General features: G+C 61.4%; 15 protein-coding genes and 1 pseudogene. 11 read left to right on the top strand and 5 right to left on the bottom strand.

Annotated features, from left to right (window positions below):
• Window positions 1-84: 84 nt before the first annotated feature.
• Together AC07RO_RS02695 and AC07RO_RS02700 are read right to left on the bottom strand one after the other, a co-directional pair.
• Complete coding sequence (locus AC07RO_RS02695; protein WP_495085209.1) at window positions 85-915, bottom strand: class I SAM-dependent methyltransferase; 831 nt, start codon at window positions 913-915, stop codon at window positions 85-87.
• 111 nt (window positions 916-1,026) lie between these two features.
• Window positions 1,027-1,443 (bottom strand): GNAT family N-acetyltransferase, encoded by a 417-nt coding sequence (locus tag AC07RO_RS02700; protein WP_495085210.1) that lies wholly within the window; start codon window positions 1,441-1,443, stop codon window positions 1,027-1,029.
• Window positions 1,444-1,566: 123 nt separating this feature from the next.
• On the opposite strand from AC07RO_RS02700, the pseudogene AC07RO_RS02705 reads away from it, so the two are divergent.
• The 5 genes and pseudogenes from AC07RO_RS02705 (at window position 1,567) to AC07RO_RS02725 (ending at window position 5,648) form a co-directional block, all read left to right on the top strand.
• A pseudogene (locus AC07RO_RS02705) lies at window positions 1,567-2,507 on the top strand (fatty acid desaturase).
• 15 nt (window positions 2,508-2,522) lie between these two features.
• A complete protein-coding gene (locus AC07RO_RS02710) occupies window positions 2,523-3,302 on the top strand; it encodes a phosphate/phosphite/phosphonate ABC transporter substrate-binding protein (protein WP_495085211.1) in 780 nt (259 codons plus the stop codon).
• 117 nt (window positions 3,303-3,419) lie between these two features.
• On the top strand, window positions 3,420-3,929 hold the full coding sequence (locus tag AC07RO_RS02715) for a sigma-70 family RNA polymerase sigma factor (protein ID WP_495085212.1): 510 nt from the start codon (window positions 3,420-3,422) through the stop codon (window positions 3,927-3,929).
• A 73-nt stretch (window positions 3,930-4,002) separates the two neighbouring features.
• Window positions 4,003-5,016 (top strand): ABC transporter substrate-binding protein, encoded by a 1,014-nt coding sequence (locus AC07RO_RS02720; RefSeq protein ID WP_346627539.1) that lies wholly within the window; start codon window positions 4,003-4,005, stop codon window positions 5,014-5,016.
• A gap of 80 nt (window positions 5,017-5,096) precedes the next feature.
• Window positions 5,097-5,648, top strand: a complete 552-nt coding sequence (locus AC07RO_RS02725) for a GNAT family N-acetyltransferase (protein ID WP_495085213.1) — start codon at window positions 5,097-5,099, stop codon at window positions 5,646-5,648.
• A gap of 79 nt (window positions 5,649-5,727) precedes the next feature.
• Here the strand turns inward: AC07RO_RS02725 and AC07RO_RS02730 are convergent, their stop codons facing one another.
• A complete protein-coding gene (locus AC07RO_RS02730; protein ID WP_495085214.1) occupies window positions 5,728-5,979 on the bottom strand; it encodes a hypothetical protein in 252 nt (83 codons plus the stop codon).
• Between AC07RO_RS02730 and AC07RO_RS02735 the strand changes: the two genes are divergently transcribed.
• Both AC07RO_RS02735 and AC07RO_RS02740 read left to right on the top strand, forming a co-directional pair.
• A complete protein-coding gene (locus tag AC07RO_RS02735) occupies window positions 5,972-6,430 on the top strand; it encodes a hypothetical protein (protein WP_495085215.1) in 459 nt (152 codons plus the stop codon). The two genes, AC07RO_RS02730 and AC07RO_RS02735, sit on opposite strands and share 8 nt — an antisense overlap.
• Before the next feature lie 61 nt (window positions 6,431-6,491).
• On the top strand, window positions 6,492-6,929 hold the full coding sequence (locus tag AC07RO_RS02740) for a nucleoside deaminase (protein WP_192171511.1): 438 nt from the start codon (window positions 6,492-6,494) through the stop codon (window positions 6,927-6,929).
• Window positions 6,930-7,409: 480 nt separating this feature from the next.
• On the opposite strand, the gene AC07RO_RS02745 is transcribed toward AC07RO_RS02740, so the two are convergent.
• On the bottom strand, window positions 7,410-8,012 hold the full coding sequence (locus AC07RO_RS02745; RefSeq protein WP_495085216.1) for a LysE family translocator: 603 nt from the start codon (window positions 8,010-8,012) through the stop codon (window positions 7,410-7,412).
• 54 nt (window positions 8,013-8,066) lie between these two features.
• Window positions 8,067-8,903, bottom strand: a complete 837-nt coding sequence (locus tag AC07RO_RS02750; RefSeq protein WP_495085217.1) for an AraC family ligand binding domain-containing protein — start codon at window positions 8,901-8,903, stop codon at window positions 8,067-8,069.
• 260 nt (window positions 8,904-9,163) lie between these two features.
• Between AC07RO_RS02750 and AC07RO_RS02755 the strand changes: the two genes are divergently transcribed.
• From AC07RO_RS02755 to AC07RO_RS02770, 4 genes are all read left to right on the top strand, one after another.
• The gene (locus AC07RO_RS02755; RefSeq protein WP_192171882.1) at window positions 9,164-9,505 is read left to right on the top strand and encodes a hypothetical protein; all 342 of its coding nucleotides are present in this window, start codon (window positions 9,164-9,166) and stop codon (window positions 9,503-9,505) included.
• Between the two features lie 40 nt (window positions 9,506-9,545).
• Window positions 9,546-10,712, top strand: a complete 1,167-nt coding sequence (locus AC07RO_RS02760; protein ID WP_495085218.1) for a PQQ-dependent sugar dehydrogenase — start codon at window positions 9,546-9,548, stop codon at window positions 10,710-10,712.
• 535 nt (window positions 10,713-11,247) lie between these two features.
• Window positions 11,248-13,419 (top strand): TonB-dependent siderophore receptor, encoded by a 2,172-nt coding sequence (locus tag AC07RO_RS02765; RefSeq protein ID WP_495085219.1) that lies wholly within the window; start codon window positions 11,248-11,250, stop codon window positions 13,417-13,419.
• Window positions 13,420-13,534: 115 nt separating this feature from the next.
• On the top strand, window positions 13,535-14,854 hold the full coding sequence (locus AC07RO_RS02770; protein ID WP_495085220.1) for an MFS transporter: 1,320 nt from the start codon (window positions 13,535-13,537) through the stop codon (window positions 14,852-14,854).
• Window positions 14,855-15,023 lie beyond the last annotated feature (169 nt).

Consider the following 15,023-nt stretch of genomic DNA (forward strand, 5'->3'; position numbering starts at 1 on the left):
GGCATCGTAAACAACTTCGCTCCCACAGGCTTTTCAGCGTTATCAAGGGCGAACACATTCCGCCGGGACTATCTGCAGCTCATATTATTTATCTGGCTTGATGAACCGCAGGGTCATGCGGTCGGACTCGCCGATTGCCAGATACTTCGCCTTGTCCTGCTCACCCTTGACCAGCGCCGGCGGCAGTGTCCAGACGCCGTCGGGGTAGTCCTTGGTGTCTTTGGGGTTGGCGTTGATTTCGCTCTCGGCCGCCAGCTTGAAACCTGCCTGCTGCGCCAGTTTCACGACGTAGTCCCTCGGCAGGTAGCCGTTCTTTTCGTTGTCCTTGGCGGTGGTGCCGGGTTTGGCCCGGTGATCGACCACGCCCAGCGTCCCGCCCGGTTTCAATACCTCGTAAAACGCTTTGAATGTTGCCGCTTCGTTGCCGGCGTCGACCCAGTTGTGCACGTTGCGGAAGGTCAGCACCGTGTCGGCCGAGCCTGGCGTGCCGAACACCGGCGCCTGGGGCGAATAGGTCACGACCTCGACCTTGCCGTAATGCGCTGGGTCGGCCGCGTATTTGTGCTTCAGGCCGTCGGCGGATTTCTTCGCGTAGTCGCTGGTGGCAGGGTCGACGACTGCAGCAACGTAATGCCCCTTGTCTTTGAGCAGCGGCGCCAGCAGTTCGCTGTACCAGCCATTGCCCGGCGTGATTTCGATGACCGTCTGATCAGGGCGCAGGCCAAAAAACGTTAGCGTCTGCTCAGGGTGACGGTATTGATCGCGGGCCGCATTTTGCGGCACTCGCCAGTCGCCACCCAGCAGGGTCGCGAATTGCTCATGGCTGACGGTGGATTCAGGCGCAGCACTCGCCGCCATTGCCAAGCCCGTCGCCGAAAGTGCCGCGAGAGAGAAAACCATAAGCGCCGGCTTCATATGCGTCCTGCCTGACCAAGAAATGATCGGCGAGGCTAGCACGTGAGGCCGGGCCTCCGATGGCACGTTTGGTTTGGTCCACCGCAGGAAAGGTTCTAAGCCGCTATTGGGTTACGGGCCAGTCAAATGAGCCAGTGACACCAATCGCTTGGTCTGGCGATAACGCTCCAGGCGTGAGGCCAGTTCCTGGGGCAGCTGCAATGTTTCTACGAAACCGAGTCGCTGATAAAACCCGCTCAGCTCAGGTTCACAGAACAACCAGACGTTTCCTTCAACCGACGTCAGCGCTGCGGCGATCAGCCCCGCCGCGACACCCCGCCCGCGCTCGGTGGGCGCAACGAACAGCCCGGTCAACCAGTGCCCACCCGCAACAGGCGTCAAGCACATACCGCCAATAACCTCCGACCTGCGCGCCACCCACACCTGCGCCTCGCCCCTGGCGCGCATGGGTGAGCGATGGGCGCGGTAGAACTTCTCCAGCAACGGGCGCTGCACGTCGGGAAGGGGCAAAAACTGGATGTAGGGCATGGGCTGCGGGCGTCGGATAAAGGATCGATTGGGCGCATGGTTCTACCGTCATAACCAATCGATCTACAAGTTTTTCCTGCGTTGTTGCACAACCGGTTATCAGCCCGAATGCAGGAACCGGCAATGCCCCACTACCTGGACGACGCGCAGCGCGAAGAGATCAAGCGTTTGCGCGCAAGCTTTACGGGCCGCACGGAATGGCCGACCTGGTTGCTGCTGATCGGTCTGTACACAGGCTGGCCGACGTTGTTGCTTGCCAGTCCGCACTTGGGCGTGTGGCCGACGACGCTGTTGATGATCCCGCTGCTGGTGCTGTGGATGTCCGTGCAACACGAGGTGCTCCATGGCCATCCGACCCGTTCGTTGCGATTGAACAAGGTGCTCGGTTACGCGCCATTTGCGGTGTGGTACCCGTACACCCTGTATCGCGACACCCATATGCAGCACCACTGCGACGAAGACCTGACCGTGCCCGGTCGTGACCCTGAGAGCCGCTACCTGAGCCAGTCGCACTGGAAGCAGACTGGAAAAGTGATGCGTTTCTTGCGCTGGCTCGACAAGACCCCGCCGGGGCGTCTGGTGTTTGGCGTGCCGTTGGCGCTGAGCAGTCTGATCATTGGCGAAACCCGCCGATTGCTGCGTGGCGAGCGTCAGGCCTGGGCGATGTGGTCGACCCATGGTGGATTGTTGGTGCTGATGTTTTTGTTCATCGAGCATTACAGCGCGATCTCGGCCGTGCATTACGTGCTCTTCTGCAGCGTCCCGGCGCTGGCGGTGTCGATGGTTCGCTCCTATTACGAGCATCGTCCGGGCGAGCAACCCAGGAGCGCACGGTGATCAACGAAGCCTCATGGCCGTGGGCCTGGCTGTTCCTGAATCTGAATCTGCACCTCGTGCACCACGATTTGCCCGGCTTGTCGTGGTATCACATGCCCGTCGTGTATCGGGCGCGGCGCGAGGCGTGGCTGACGCGCAGCGGCGGATTTCTGGTGGCCGGTTACGCGGAACTCTTTCGCCGGCACAGCTTCAATCCTATCGACAGCCCGCAACATCCCTATGTCTGATCAGGAATATCGAACATGCCCCAAGGCTTCGCCGAACTGTTGATGTACGTCGCGCCGCCGCGCATTCAGCAGGCGCAAGGGCAGTGGCTGAAACGAACAATGGAAATCCTTGGCGTGCAGCGTCTCGATGCTGCGGATCTGGACCTGAAAGCGCTGTGGCTGTCGCCGCACTTGCTGCTGACGCAAACCTGCGGTTATCCGTTGATGACGGAATTGCGGGGCAAGGTTCAGGTGGTCGGGCGTCCTGTGTACCAATTGCCCCACAGCGCCAACGGCAATCACTGCAGCCTGTTGGTCGCCCGTGAGGACGACCCGCGTCAGGCGCTGGTCGAGTTCAGGGGCAGTCATGGCCTGCTGAATTCGCGGGATTCCAATTCGGGCATGAACCTGTTCCGCCACGCGTTAGCCCCACTTCAACAGGATGGCAGGTTCTTCGCCGACATCACGCTCACCGGCGGTCATCGCGCCAGCCTCGCTGCGATCAAAGCGGGTAATGGTGATCTGGCGGCCATCGACAGCGTGACCTTCGACTACTTGGCCCGCGATGCCAGCGAGGAGGTCGCCGGGGTAAAGGTGATTGCGCGCACGGCGGAGGGGCCGTGCCTGCCCTACATCACCCGCCTCGGCGCTGATGCTGATGCCATCCGCGCGGCCATGAATCAGGCGCTGAACGAACTTCCCGATGTCGCCCACGTGTTGGCGATCAGCGACGTGTTACCGGCAAGCGAGGCGGATTACCAGGTGCTGCTCGACTACCAGCAGCAGGCTGTATCCCTGGGTTTGCCGTTGCTGTAGTTATTCCGTGATGATCTATAAGAATCACTTTTAAGTATTTTTACTGCATAACCGCGCTTGCTAGCATGGCCTCTCGGAAAGTCCCGATGATAAAAATTTCAGGGCGGGGGATGTCTTATGGCTGGCGCCGACGTTATGCATCGCCACTACCTCAGCGAACTCTTTGTGCAACACCATGCGTGGCTATGCCTGCGCTTACGTCGGCTGCTCGACTCCGAGCAGAGCGCCGAAGACGTCGCGTCCGAAACCTTCCTGCAATTGCTGGCCTCGCCCAACGTTGTGCCGATTCGCGACCCGCGGGCGTTGCTGACTACCATCGGCCAGCGACTGGTGTATGAGCGCTGGCGGCGGCGTGATCAGGAGCGCGATTATCTGGAGGGATTGGCCCTGGAAGACGCTGTTCCTTTTGCGTCCGCCGAAAGCCACGCCGCTACGCTGCAAATCCTTGACCGTCTGGATCGCCGCCTTGACCGCCTGCCTGCAAAGATCAAATCAACCTTTGTGCTCTCCCGCCGCGGCGGTCTGACCTATCCTGAAATCGCCGCGCGGCTGGGCATTTCGCAGCGTTCGGTGAGCGACTACATGGATAAGGCTGAAACCTGTTGCCGCCGCGCTTGTCTGGAATAAAGCGTGTGCTGTGCCCGGCCAACTGTGCCAAACCGATTGAGCTCCTCCCATCCCCGAGCGACGAGAGACATCCATGACACCAATCAAAAAACTGCTGGGCGGCTCGCTGCTGGCACTGGCTGCCCTGACGGGCTCGGCGTACGGCGCGGAAAAAACCGCGCCGATTCATTTCGGTGACATCACTTGGGAGAGCGGCAGCCTGATCACCGAAATCCTGCGCACCATCGTGGAAAAAGGCTACGGCTATCCCACCGACAAACTGCCCGGCAGCACGGTGAGTCTGGAAGCGGCGCTGGCGAAGAACGACATTCAGGTGATCGGCGAAGAATGGGCGGGTCGCAGCCCTGCGTGGGTCAAGGCGGAGGCTGAAGGCAAGGTCCACGGCCTCGGCAACATCGTCAAAGGCGCAACCGAAGGCTGGTGGGTGCCGGAGTTTGTCATCAAGGGCGACCCGGAACGCGGCATCAAACCGCTGGCGCCGGACCTGAAATCGGTGTCGGACCTGCCCAAATACAAAGACGTCTTCAAGGACCCGGAATCCCCGGACAAGGGCCGCTTCCTCAACAGCCCGACCGGCTGGACGTCTGAGATCGTCAACACCCAGAAGCTCAAGGCCTACAAGCTCAACGACACCTACGTGAACTTCCGCACCGGCTCCGGCGCGGCGCTGGATGCAGAGGTCGCATCGTCCATCCGCCGTGGCAAGCCGGTGTTGTTCTACTACTGGTCGCCGACGCCGCTGCTGGGTCGCTTCAAGCTGATCAAGCTGGAAGAGCCACCGTTCAACGAAGCCGCCTGGAAAACCCTCGCCGACGCCAGCAATCCCAACCCGATCGGCTCCAGCTCCCTCGCTGCACACCTGGCGATTGGCGTGTCTGAACCGTTCCGTCAGCAGTACCCGGATCTGGTGAGCTTCTTCGAGAAGGTGGACCTGCCCATCGACCAGCTGAACAAAACCCTGGGCGAGATGAGCGAGAAGCGCCAGGAACCGAGTGTCGTAGCGAAGAGTTTCCTGAAGGATCACCCGGAAGTCTGGACCGCCTGGGTGCCGGCTGAAGTTGCCACCAAGGTGAAGGCGGGCCTGTAAGCGCTTTCTCTTCAAACTGTGGGACAAGCGGGCCGCCGCTTGTCCCACAGGCAATCCCGTCCATGCACGAGTGACACTTCTTGAACCCCTCATTCATTCCTCTGCATACCGAACGCCTGATCCTGCGTGAACTCACCCCTGACGACACCCCGGCGTTGGCGCAGATTCTGGGCGATGCCGAAGTGATGCGGCATTCGGTGGCAGGCGCTTTGTCGGAAAAGGCTACCGGCGAGTTCATCGACTGGTGTCAGTTTTCCTACCTTGAACGTGGCTTTGGTCCATGGGCGGTGGTGGAGAAATCCACCTCAACCCTGGCGGGTTTCTGCGGTCTCAACGCCGAACTGGTGGATGAGCAGCACGAGATCGAGATTGGCTACCGGCTCGCAACCGGGTTTTGGGGGAGGGGTTTGGGCACCGAAGCGGCGCGCGGTGCTCTGGCTTATGGCTTTGAACAGCTGGGCTTGTCATCGCTGATCGCCATCGTCCAGCCGACTAATTTTGCATCGGTCAATGTGATCAAAAAACTCGGGTTCGGTGGGTTCGTCCACAGCCAGTATCATCGCCAGGGCGTGAGGATTTACCGCATGACCGCACAGCAGTGGGCGCTGGGTGGCTCAGCAGAATTGGCTTGAGCCTTCCCGGCTAAAGCCGGTCCCACAAAGTACGCGATCCCCGTAGGGCCGGCTTTTTCAAGACCCCGCAGGACCGACTTTAGCCGGGAAGAGGCCAGCGCAGGCACTCTTGATTGTGTGGCGTGACATCCGGCGCCTTCCCGGCTAAAGCCCGTCCTACACGTTTCCCTGCGCAGCCGGGATGGATATCTCGCCCCTCAACTGTTAGCGTCCAGCTGACAATCAAAGCGTTGATCACCGATAAAAAGTCGCCGGGAGAGGACATGGGATATTGCAGATCGACAGCGTTGACGATGATGAACGCGTCACTCGGACTGACGTTGATGAGCATGATGGCCCTGCAGAACGTGACGCTGGCCGGCGAAACCGCACCTGCCCCCGTGGCCGCAGATTCCGCGCTGAGCTTCGTGCAGGATAAGCATCTGGGCGAAAGCCTGGGCTGGCTGGGTTACCAAGTCGCTTCCCACACGGTGACCTTCGCCACGATCGTCGAGACCGTCGGCCGCACCAAGGCGCAGGAAATCGTGCAGGACGAACTGCAAAGCCTGCAGCCGCAGTATCAGCAGGAATGGGACCGCAACCTTGCGGCCGCCTACGCCGCATCGTTCAGCCCCGAAGAGCTGCAAGCACTGGACGCCGCAGACCCCGCGCCAGACGTCGCCAACAAATTCCGCAACAAGCAGCGCGACGTTGGCGCTGACATGAAGGACCGTTCCAGCGAGCTGCTCAAGGTTTACGTGTCCACCGCGCTGGACAACGCGCTGAAAAAAGCCAAGCCTTGAGCGCGCGCTTGTTCTAAAGCGTTTTTTCGATCATCCCCCGTCACGAAGGAAAGGAGAGACCATGGACCCGTTCATGCAAGCGGCCATTGATGAAGCGCAGAAGGGCCTGGACGAAGGTGGTATTCCGATCGGCTCGGTCATCGTCCACGACGGCAAGATCATCGGCCGTGGCCACAATCGTCGCGTCCAGGAAGGCAGCGCCATCAAGCACGGCGAAATGGACGCTTTCGAAAACGCCGGCCGCCAGCCCGCCCGCGTCTACCGCGAAGCCACGCTCTACACCACCCTGTCGCCCTGCGCGATGTGCAGCGGCGCGATCCTGCTGTACGGCATCCGCAAAATCATCGTCGGCGAACATGAGACGTTCATGGGTGAGGAAGAATTGCTCAAGTCACGTGGCGTGGAAGTGAATGTGCTGCACGACGAGACCTGCGTCGGACTGATGAAGCAGTTCATTGCCGACAAGCCTGAGCTGTGGAATGAGGACATTGGCGAGTAGTCAGCGTCAGGCCTGATTTGGATCAGGCGACAAACACCGTCCATGTGGGAGTGACCGGGGTGGCCCTCACCTTGCTCAAAGATAGGGCGGGTCATTTGGCCTTGTCCTCTGGCGGCTGCAAGTAAGCCTTCGCGAGCAAGCTCGCTCCCACTGGAGATCTGCGCTGCCCGTTATTTCAGCGTCAGGCACAGCACCTGTGGGAGTCAGCTTGCTGACGAATGCGGTGGGTCAGCACCATTCAGCCCGGCTGACAGAATGCCTTCGCGAGCAAGCTCGCTCCCACAAGACTGTGGCTGACATCAGATCTCGACTCGTGCAGAAAACTTGTGGGAGTGAGCTTGCTCACGAATGCGGTGGGTCAGGCGAGAAGGGATAGCCCAGGCAGACCGCTTTCGTGAGCAAGGTGGAATGCCACCGCGGTCACTCCCATGGTTTGTGCGTAGGCAGATCCATCGAATGCCTCTGGGCCCCGCCCGTGCTTCACACCACCAACGTCAACCACGCCGACACTAGCAACAACACCGCCATTACCTGATTGAAGCGCTTCATGCTCTGCGCCGAGCGGCAGAATTTGGCGGCGCTGACGCCCAGGTAGGCCCAGGCGCTCATGCATGGGATCGACACCAGGAAGAACGCCAGCGACAGCCACATCACCCGCAGCATGCGGTCGGCGTCGGTGCCCGCAAAGACGCTGACCACGGCCAGCGCCATCATCCAGGTTTTCGGGTTGACCAGTTGCAGGCTCGCCGCGCCCCACAGGCCCAGGGTCGGACCGCTGCGGGTTTGCGTCGGGTCGACCGCTTCGGCGGGTGCGCTGAAGATCTGCCACGCCAGCCAGGTCAGCCAGCCAATGCCGAGCCATGACATCAGCGTTTGCACCTGTCGATGACGGGCCAGCACATCCCCCAGCCCGGTGCCGACCATCAGCACCAGTAATGCCGCGCCGGCGCAGGCCCCGAGGACAATGGGTAGCGTGCGCAATAGGCCATAGCGCGAGCTGTTGGTCAGCACCAGAATGTTCGTCGGGCCGGGCGTGATGGAAGCGACGAAGGCGAACAGCAGAAAGGGCAGAAGGGTTTGCATGGGATAGCTCGGCGGTCATTGATCGTGGAGCAATGATCGGCGCGCAGTCGGCGGTCAGTCTGGAACAATTGAGCAGCGTCGGCGGTAGTCTGCCGGGGTCATGCGATAGGCGCGCTGGAACCAGCGGCCCAGATGGCTTTGATCCGCGAAACCCAACGCAGCCGCGACGCTGACAGGCGCCTCGCCCCGCGCCAGCAGATGGCGGGCGCGGGTCAGGCGCAGCTGGATCAGGTAGGCGTGGGGCGCCAGGCCGAACGCGGCCTTGAACGCGCGACTCAGGCGGAAGCGGTCAACGCCTGTCACCTGCGCCAGATCGTCCAGGCCGATGTCCTGATGCAAGTGGCTGTGCAGATAATCACGGGCTCGCTGGGCTACCAATGGCAGGCGCGGATCGGGGTCGATCAGGGTGCGCCAGCGCAAGTGGCTGGTCAGGTTGGCGAGCAGGTGATCCAGCGCGGTCTGGCGAACGATGCGCAGTTCATCATGGTGCATCGCTTCGAAGGCGTCGGCGGTGGCGATGGCGAGACGCGGGTCTTCTGCCAGCGTCGCTGCGAAGCTCAGTTGGGCGTTGTCCGGCGTTTCTTCAAACTGCGCGCGCAACTCCCGGTCCAGCCAGCGCGGGTCCAGGTACAACGTGCGGTAAGTGAAGCCGCCCGCTTCCGGTGCTGTGCCGTCGTGGATGTCGCCCGGCTCGAGCAGGAACACCTTGCCCGGCGTGCTGTTGTGCTGCTGTCGACGACAATTGAATTGCTGCAGGCCCTGTTCGGTGATGCCCACCAGATAACTGTCGTGCCAGTGCGGATCGTAGGCATGGCCCTCGAAATGCGCGCGCACTGTCTCGATGCCGGACGCGGCGTCCTGCTTGAGCTCGATCCAGTTGCGGTCGGACATTGCGGGGCCTCGGGAGGGGTGGCTGGTTAGGGCATTCAATCATTCTTGGACACGTTACCGCGCCGCTTACGGCAGGTCTGGAAGAATTGTGCAGCGGGCGACGAAGTGTCGGCGCATCGGACGGTTCCGGCAGGGCGGCGACTATTCTTGTTACAAAGCGAATCGTCCTACACGTTGCTCATCCACTGTGACAGCGCGAACCTACGCCCTCGATCGCCATCAAAGACCGGAATCGTTACCCATCCCACAGAAGGTAAATGATGAACCCTTTTCCGCGACGCCTCGCCGTCGTCTTGCTCGGCGGGCTGTTATCCGCTGGCCTGGCGCAGGCTGATGATCACACCGCGCACTCGCCGCCGCTTCTGGCGGCCGCAGGATATCCGAGCCGCTCGATCAATGTTCCCGACAACGGCGCCGTCCGCCGCGCCAACCCCAACAGCCGTCAGGGCACCGAATCCATCGCACCACGTGTCGGTGGGCCTAATATAGGGCCCACTCAAACCCGTCCGCCCACCCTTGAAAACGGTGGCATCGGCAACGGTTATCCGACCCGGCAACAACCTGCTCGACCTTCCAGCGATACCGAACGCCGCAGCAACTGAAACCACTGCCAGCATCTCTTCCATTTCGAAGGAATCGCCTATGTTGCGTACCACATCTCTCCGCAAAACCTTGCTAGCGACCTTATGCGCCTCCGCGTTACTGGGCCTCTCCGTGCAGGCCACTGCCGCGACCTACCAGAGCGAGACTGGCACGCTGACCGTCGATGAGGTCGTCGGCGGGTTGCAGCATCCGTGGGCGGTGGCGTTTTTGCCGAACGCCCAGGGCATGTTGGTCACCGAGCGTACGGGCAACCTGCGTCGGGTAACGCCTGACGGCAAACTCTCAGCGCCGATCTCTGGCGTGCCGAAGGTCTGGGTGCAAGGGCAGGGCGGCCTGCTGGACGTCGAGCTGTCGCCGGATTTTGCCAAGGACCGCATGGTATACCTGACCTACTCCGAGGCCGCGAGCGATGGTAAAACCGGCGGCACGGCGGCGGGGCGCGCAAGACTCTCGGAAGACATGACTCAACTGGAAGGCTTCACGCGTATCTTCCAGCAGCAACCAAAGCTGTCCGTGGGCAACCACTTCGGTTCGCGCATCGTCTTTGATCGCGACGGTTACATGTTCATCGCTCTGGGCGAAAACAACGACAAAGCCACGGCTCAGGATCTCGACAAGCTTCAGGGCAAGGTCGTGCGTCTGTACCCCGACGGCACCGTGCCCAAGGACAACCCCTTTGTCGGCCAGAAAAACGTGCGTCCGGAAATCTGGAGCTACGGCCATCGCAACCAGCAGGGGGCCGCGCTCAACCCCTGGACCGGCACGCTGTGGACCAACGAGCACGGCCCCCGTGGCGGCGACGAAATCAACATCATCGAACGCGCCGCCAACTACGGCTGGCCGATCTCGACCTTCGGCATCGACTACAGCGGCCAGCCGATTGCCGAGTCCAAAGGCAAGATCGTCGAGGGCGTGAAAAATCCCTTCCACGTGTGGGAGAAATCCCCGGGCGTCAGCGGCATGGCGTTCTACGACTCAAGCACGTTCAAAGCATGGGACCACAACGTCTTCATTGGCGCGCTGGCGTCCGAGGAGCTGATTCGTCTGGAGCTCAAGGACGACAAGGTGGTGCACGAAGAGCGTCTCCTGGGCGAACTTAAGTCGCGCATCCGCGACGTGCGGCAAGGGCCGGACGGGTATGTGTATGTGCTGACGGACGAGGATGACGGAAAGTTGCTGAAGGTTGGGTTGAAGGTGGAGCAATAGCCCTACCTTGAAACTATCGCCCAAGCGCCTGATTAACTGCATCTAGTAGGACCCCCTTAAGCCGGGAAGGGGCCAGTACATTCGACGCATTTTTTCCGCCAATGCCGCAGTCTTCCCGGCTGAACCAGGTCCTACAAAAGCTCGTTCTTCAACATCGCGATGTCGGCCACAAGTGGACTGTGGGACCGGCTTTAGCCGGGAAGGGGCCGGTACATTCAACGCATTTGTTTCGCCAATGCCGCAGTCTTCCCGGCTGAAGCCGGTCCTACAAAAGCTCGTTCCTTCAACATCGCTATGTCGGCCAGAATGGACTGTGGGACCGGCTTTAGCCGGGAAGGGTCCGGTACATTCGACATATCTCTCTCATCAGTACCGCAGCCCTCCAGGCTGAAGCGGGTCCTGCAAAATCACCTGCACACCGAATTCCACACCAATCCCGGTTGTAAAAACGCCGCGCAGAACGTAAAAGAGGCGCCGCCGAACTGGCTTGCGTTTCTCCCTGCCCGACTGTCCATCACCAGGAACTCACCCGCCGATGATCACCTCGTCCCGTCCCGCTGCCGGTTTCACCCGTCGGCTGTTGCCGCTGAGTATCGCCTTCGCTTCGCCGTGGCTGGCGGCTCAGGAAGCCGAGCCGGTAACGCTGGATGCGCTGCGGGTGACAGGGGAGCAGGAGTCGAGCTATCAGGCGAGCAGCGCGTCGGTTGGCGGGTTCAGCGAAGCGCCGCTGCGCGATACGCCGGCCTCGATATCGGTGTTCACCGCCGAGCGGCTGAAGGACCAGCAGGCCAAGCTGCTCAGCGATGTCCTGCGCAACGACGCGTCGGTGGGCGACAGCTATGCGCCGGTGGGTTACTACGAGAATTTCGTCGTGCGCGGTTTCTCGCTCAATGCGGCCAACAGCTACCGCATCAACGGGCGCAGCATCACCGGTGAGCAGAACGTGGCACTGGAAAACAAGGAACGGGTCGAGCTGCTCAAGGGGCTGTCGGGCCTGCAGAGTGGCGTGTCGGAGCCTGCGGGTGTGATCAATTACAAGACCAAACGCCCGGAAGACGTGCGGTCCGTCACGGTCTCGACCAACGAGCACGGCGAGCGCTACATCGCCACAGACGTCGGCGGCTGGTTCGGCAGCGAGAAACAATTCGGCCTGCGCGCCAACGTCGCCCACGAGGACATTCGCTCTTACGTCGAGCACGCCAATGGCCAACGGGATTTCGCCTCGCTGGCCTTCGACTGGAACATCAACGACCAGTCCACCCTGCAGCTCGACGTCGAATACCAGACCAAAGAACAGCGCTCGGTGCCGGGCTATCAGCTGCTGGGCGGCACCGAGCTGCCCCACGACGCCTCACCGCGCAAACTGTTGGGCTATCAAAGCGGCTCGAATCCGGTGGGCATCGACTCGCTGAACATGACCGGCCGCTACGAATACCGCCTCAGCGACGACTGGAAAGCCAGCCTCAGCGCATCTCGCAGCCGCGTGGTCATCGACGACTACAGCGCTTTCGCCTACGGCTGCTATTACCAGAGCGACTGCCCTGCCGAGCCGCTGACCGGGCACTTTACGCCGAGCGGCGGCTACGACATCTACGATTTCCGCAGCCCGGACGACACGCGGCGCAACGATGAAGTCGAAGCGTCAATGACCGGCCTGTTCGACACCGGCTGGCTCAAGCATGAGCTGACCTTCGGCAGCAGCGCGTTCCGGCGCACGGTCGACACTCGGCCGTATTTCAGCGAATACGTCGGCTCCGGCAATATCAACGAGACGCCGGACACCTTCGCGCCGTCGGAGCTATCCGTGGGCCACACCGAACGGCGCCTGGACAGCCGTCAGTACGGGCTTTTCGCCACCGACCGCATCAGCTTCAACGAGCATTGGCAAACGGTGATCGGCGGGCGTGAAGTGAAGCTCGACGAAAAAGCCCACAACGAGGACGGCAGCGAGAACCGTCACACCGAGCGCTCGATCTTCCTGCCCCAGGCTGCGCTGATCTACAAACCGATCGACAACGTTTCGCTGTACACCCGCTACAGCAAAGGGTTGTCCTTGGGCGGCACGGCGTCGGTGTTCGACAGCAATGTCGGGGAAATCCTCGCGCCGACGATCTCTCGCCAGCTGGAAGCCGGGGTCAAATACGACTGGCGCCGCATGAGCTTCACCGCAGCGGTGTTTCAAACCCGTCAGGCCTATCAGTATTCGAAACCCCAGGACGACGGCAGCCTGACTTTCGTCCAGCAGGGCCAGCAGAAGAACACCGGCGTCGAGCTGAGCGCCAACGGCTACGTGACCTCCCAGCTGCAGATGTCGGCCAGCGTCGCGGCCATTCGCGCGCGGGTTGAAGACAGCGGAACAGCGGCTTACGAAGATCATCAGGCGATCAACGTGCCGAAATTCCGCAGCAGTGTGTCAGCGGATTACGCACTGCCGATTCAAGGCTTGGCGCTGCTGGGCGGCGTGCAATACAGCGCCAGCAAGTTCGCCAACCGCGAAGGCTCGGTAAAAGTGGATGACTACGCGGTGTTCAACGCGGGCAGCCGCTACACCACGAAAATCGAGGGCTACAACACGGTCTTGCGCCTGACCGTCGACAACCTGTTCGACAAGCGCTACTGGCGCGACGCGGGCGAATACCTGGGGGACGATTACCTGTTCCTCGGCGCGCCGCGTACGGCGCGGGTTTCGGCGACGGTGAATTTTTAAATCAGCCGCTGAAACGCGTCAGCCGTCAGCGATCCGCCCGCAAGCCGTCAGCTTTGTTATCCTGCGCGCCTTTGTCGCACCCAAGTGCGTTTCAACCTGTGATTTGGGGTCTTTCATGACAGCCATTCTTCGACCGCGCCCACAACCCATCAGCCGGGGAGACTACAAAACTCTTGGCCTGGCGGCACTGGGCGGGGCGCTGGAAATCTACGATTTCATCATCTTCGTGTTTTTCGCCCTGACGCTCAGTCAGCTGTTCTTCCCGCCGGAAATGCCCGAGTGGCTGCGCCTGCTGCAAAGCTTTGGCATCTTCGTCACCGGCTACCTGGCGCGGCCGCTGGGCGGCATTCTGATGGCGCACTTCGCCGACAAACTGGGTCGCAAGCGCGTGTTCAGCCTCAGCATTCTGATGATGGCGCTGCCCTGTCTGCTGATCGGCGTGATGCCGACGTACGCTGAAATCGGCTACTGGGCACCGCTGATCCTGCTGGCGCTGCGCATCCTTCAGGGCGCGGCCGTTGGCGGCGAAGTGCCAAGTGCCTGGGTGTTCGTCGCCGAGCACGCGCCGAAAGGTCATCGCGGTTATGCGCTGGGTGTTCTGCAAGCCGGTTTGACTTTCGGTTACCTGATCGGTGCGCTGACGGCGACCTGGCTGGCGAAAGTGTTCAGCCACGCGGAAATCCTCGATTACGCCTGGCGCATCCCGTTTCTGCTGGGCGGCGTCTTCGGCGTCATTGGTGTGTGGCTGCGACGCTGGCTCAGCGAGACGCCGGTGTTCATGGCGATGCACGCCCAGCGCGAGGGCATGACTGAACTGCCGCTGCGCGCCGTCCTACGCCAGCACCGGCAATCTCTGTTGCCGGCTGCGTTGCTGACCTGCGTGCTGACCTCCGCCGTCGTAACGCTGGTGGTCATCACGCCTACGGTGATGCAGCAGCGCTTCGGCATGAGCCCCAGCGACACCTTCGCCCTGAGCAGCGTCGGCATCGTCTTCCTCAACATCGGCTGCGTGTTGGCCGGCATGCTGGTCGATCGCATTGGCGCCTGGCGCGGCGTGGTGCTGTACAACCTGTTGCTGCCCATCGGTGTTGGCGTGCTCTACGCCAGTCTGGTCAGTCACTGGCTGCCGTTGAGTCTCGCCTACGCAGTGGCCGGTCTGGCCTGCGGCATTGTCGGCGTCGTCCCTTCGGTCATGGTCGGACTGTTCCCTGCGAATATTCGCGTCTCCGGCATCTCGCTGACCTACAACATCAGCTACGCGCTGTGGGCAAGCACCACGCCGCTGGCGCTGATCGCCTTGATGCCGTGGAGCCCGTGGGTGTGCGTGGGCTATTGCGTGATCATGGGCGCGGTCGGTCTGGTGACGGCCATGTTCTTCGGCCTGCGCAAGGGCATGCAGGTCGATGACCCACGGGTGGCGCAGGCTGGAAACTGAAAGGGCGAGGGCGTCGCAATGGCGCCCGTGTCGACTCGATGGTGCGGATTTCAAATCCGTGCCATTACAACTCAGATTGACCCGCTGATTTGTAACAGATGATTGTAATTATCATTTGCAGCGTTTATTGTCCCCGTCTATACAACTGACCCGCTTTTATATATCCACA

The sequence above is a fragment of the Pseudomonas sp. GW821-FHT07F05 genome, assembly GCF_059418765.1.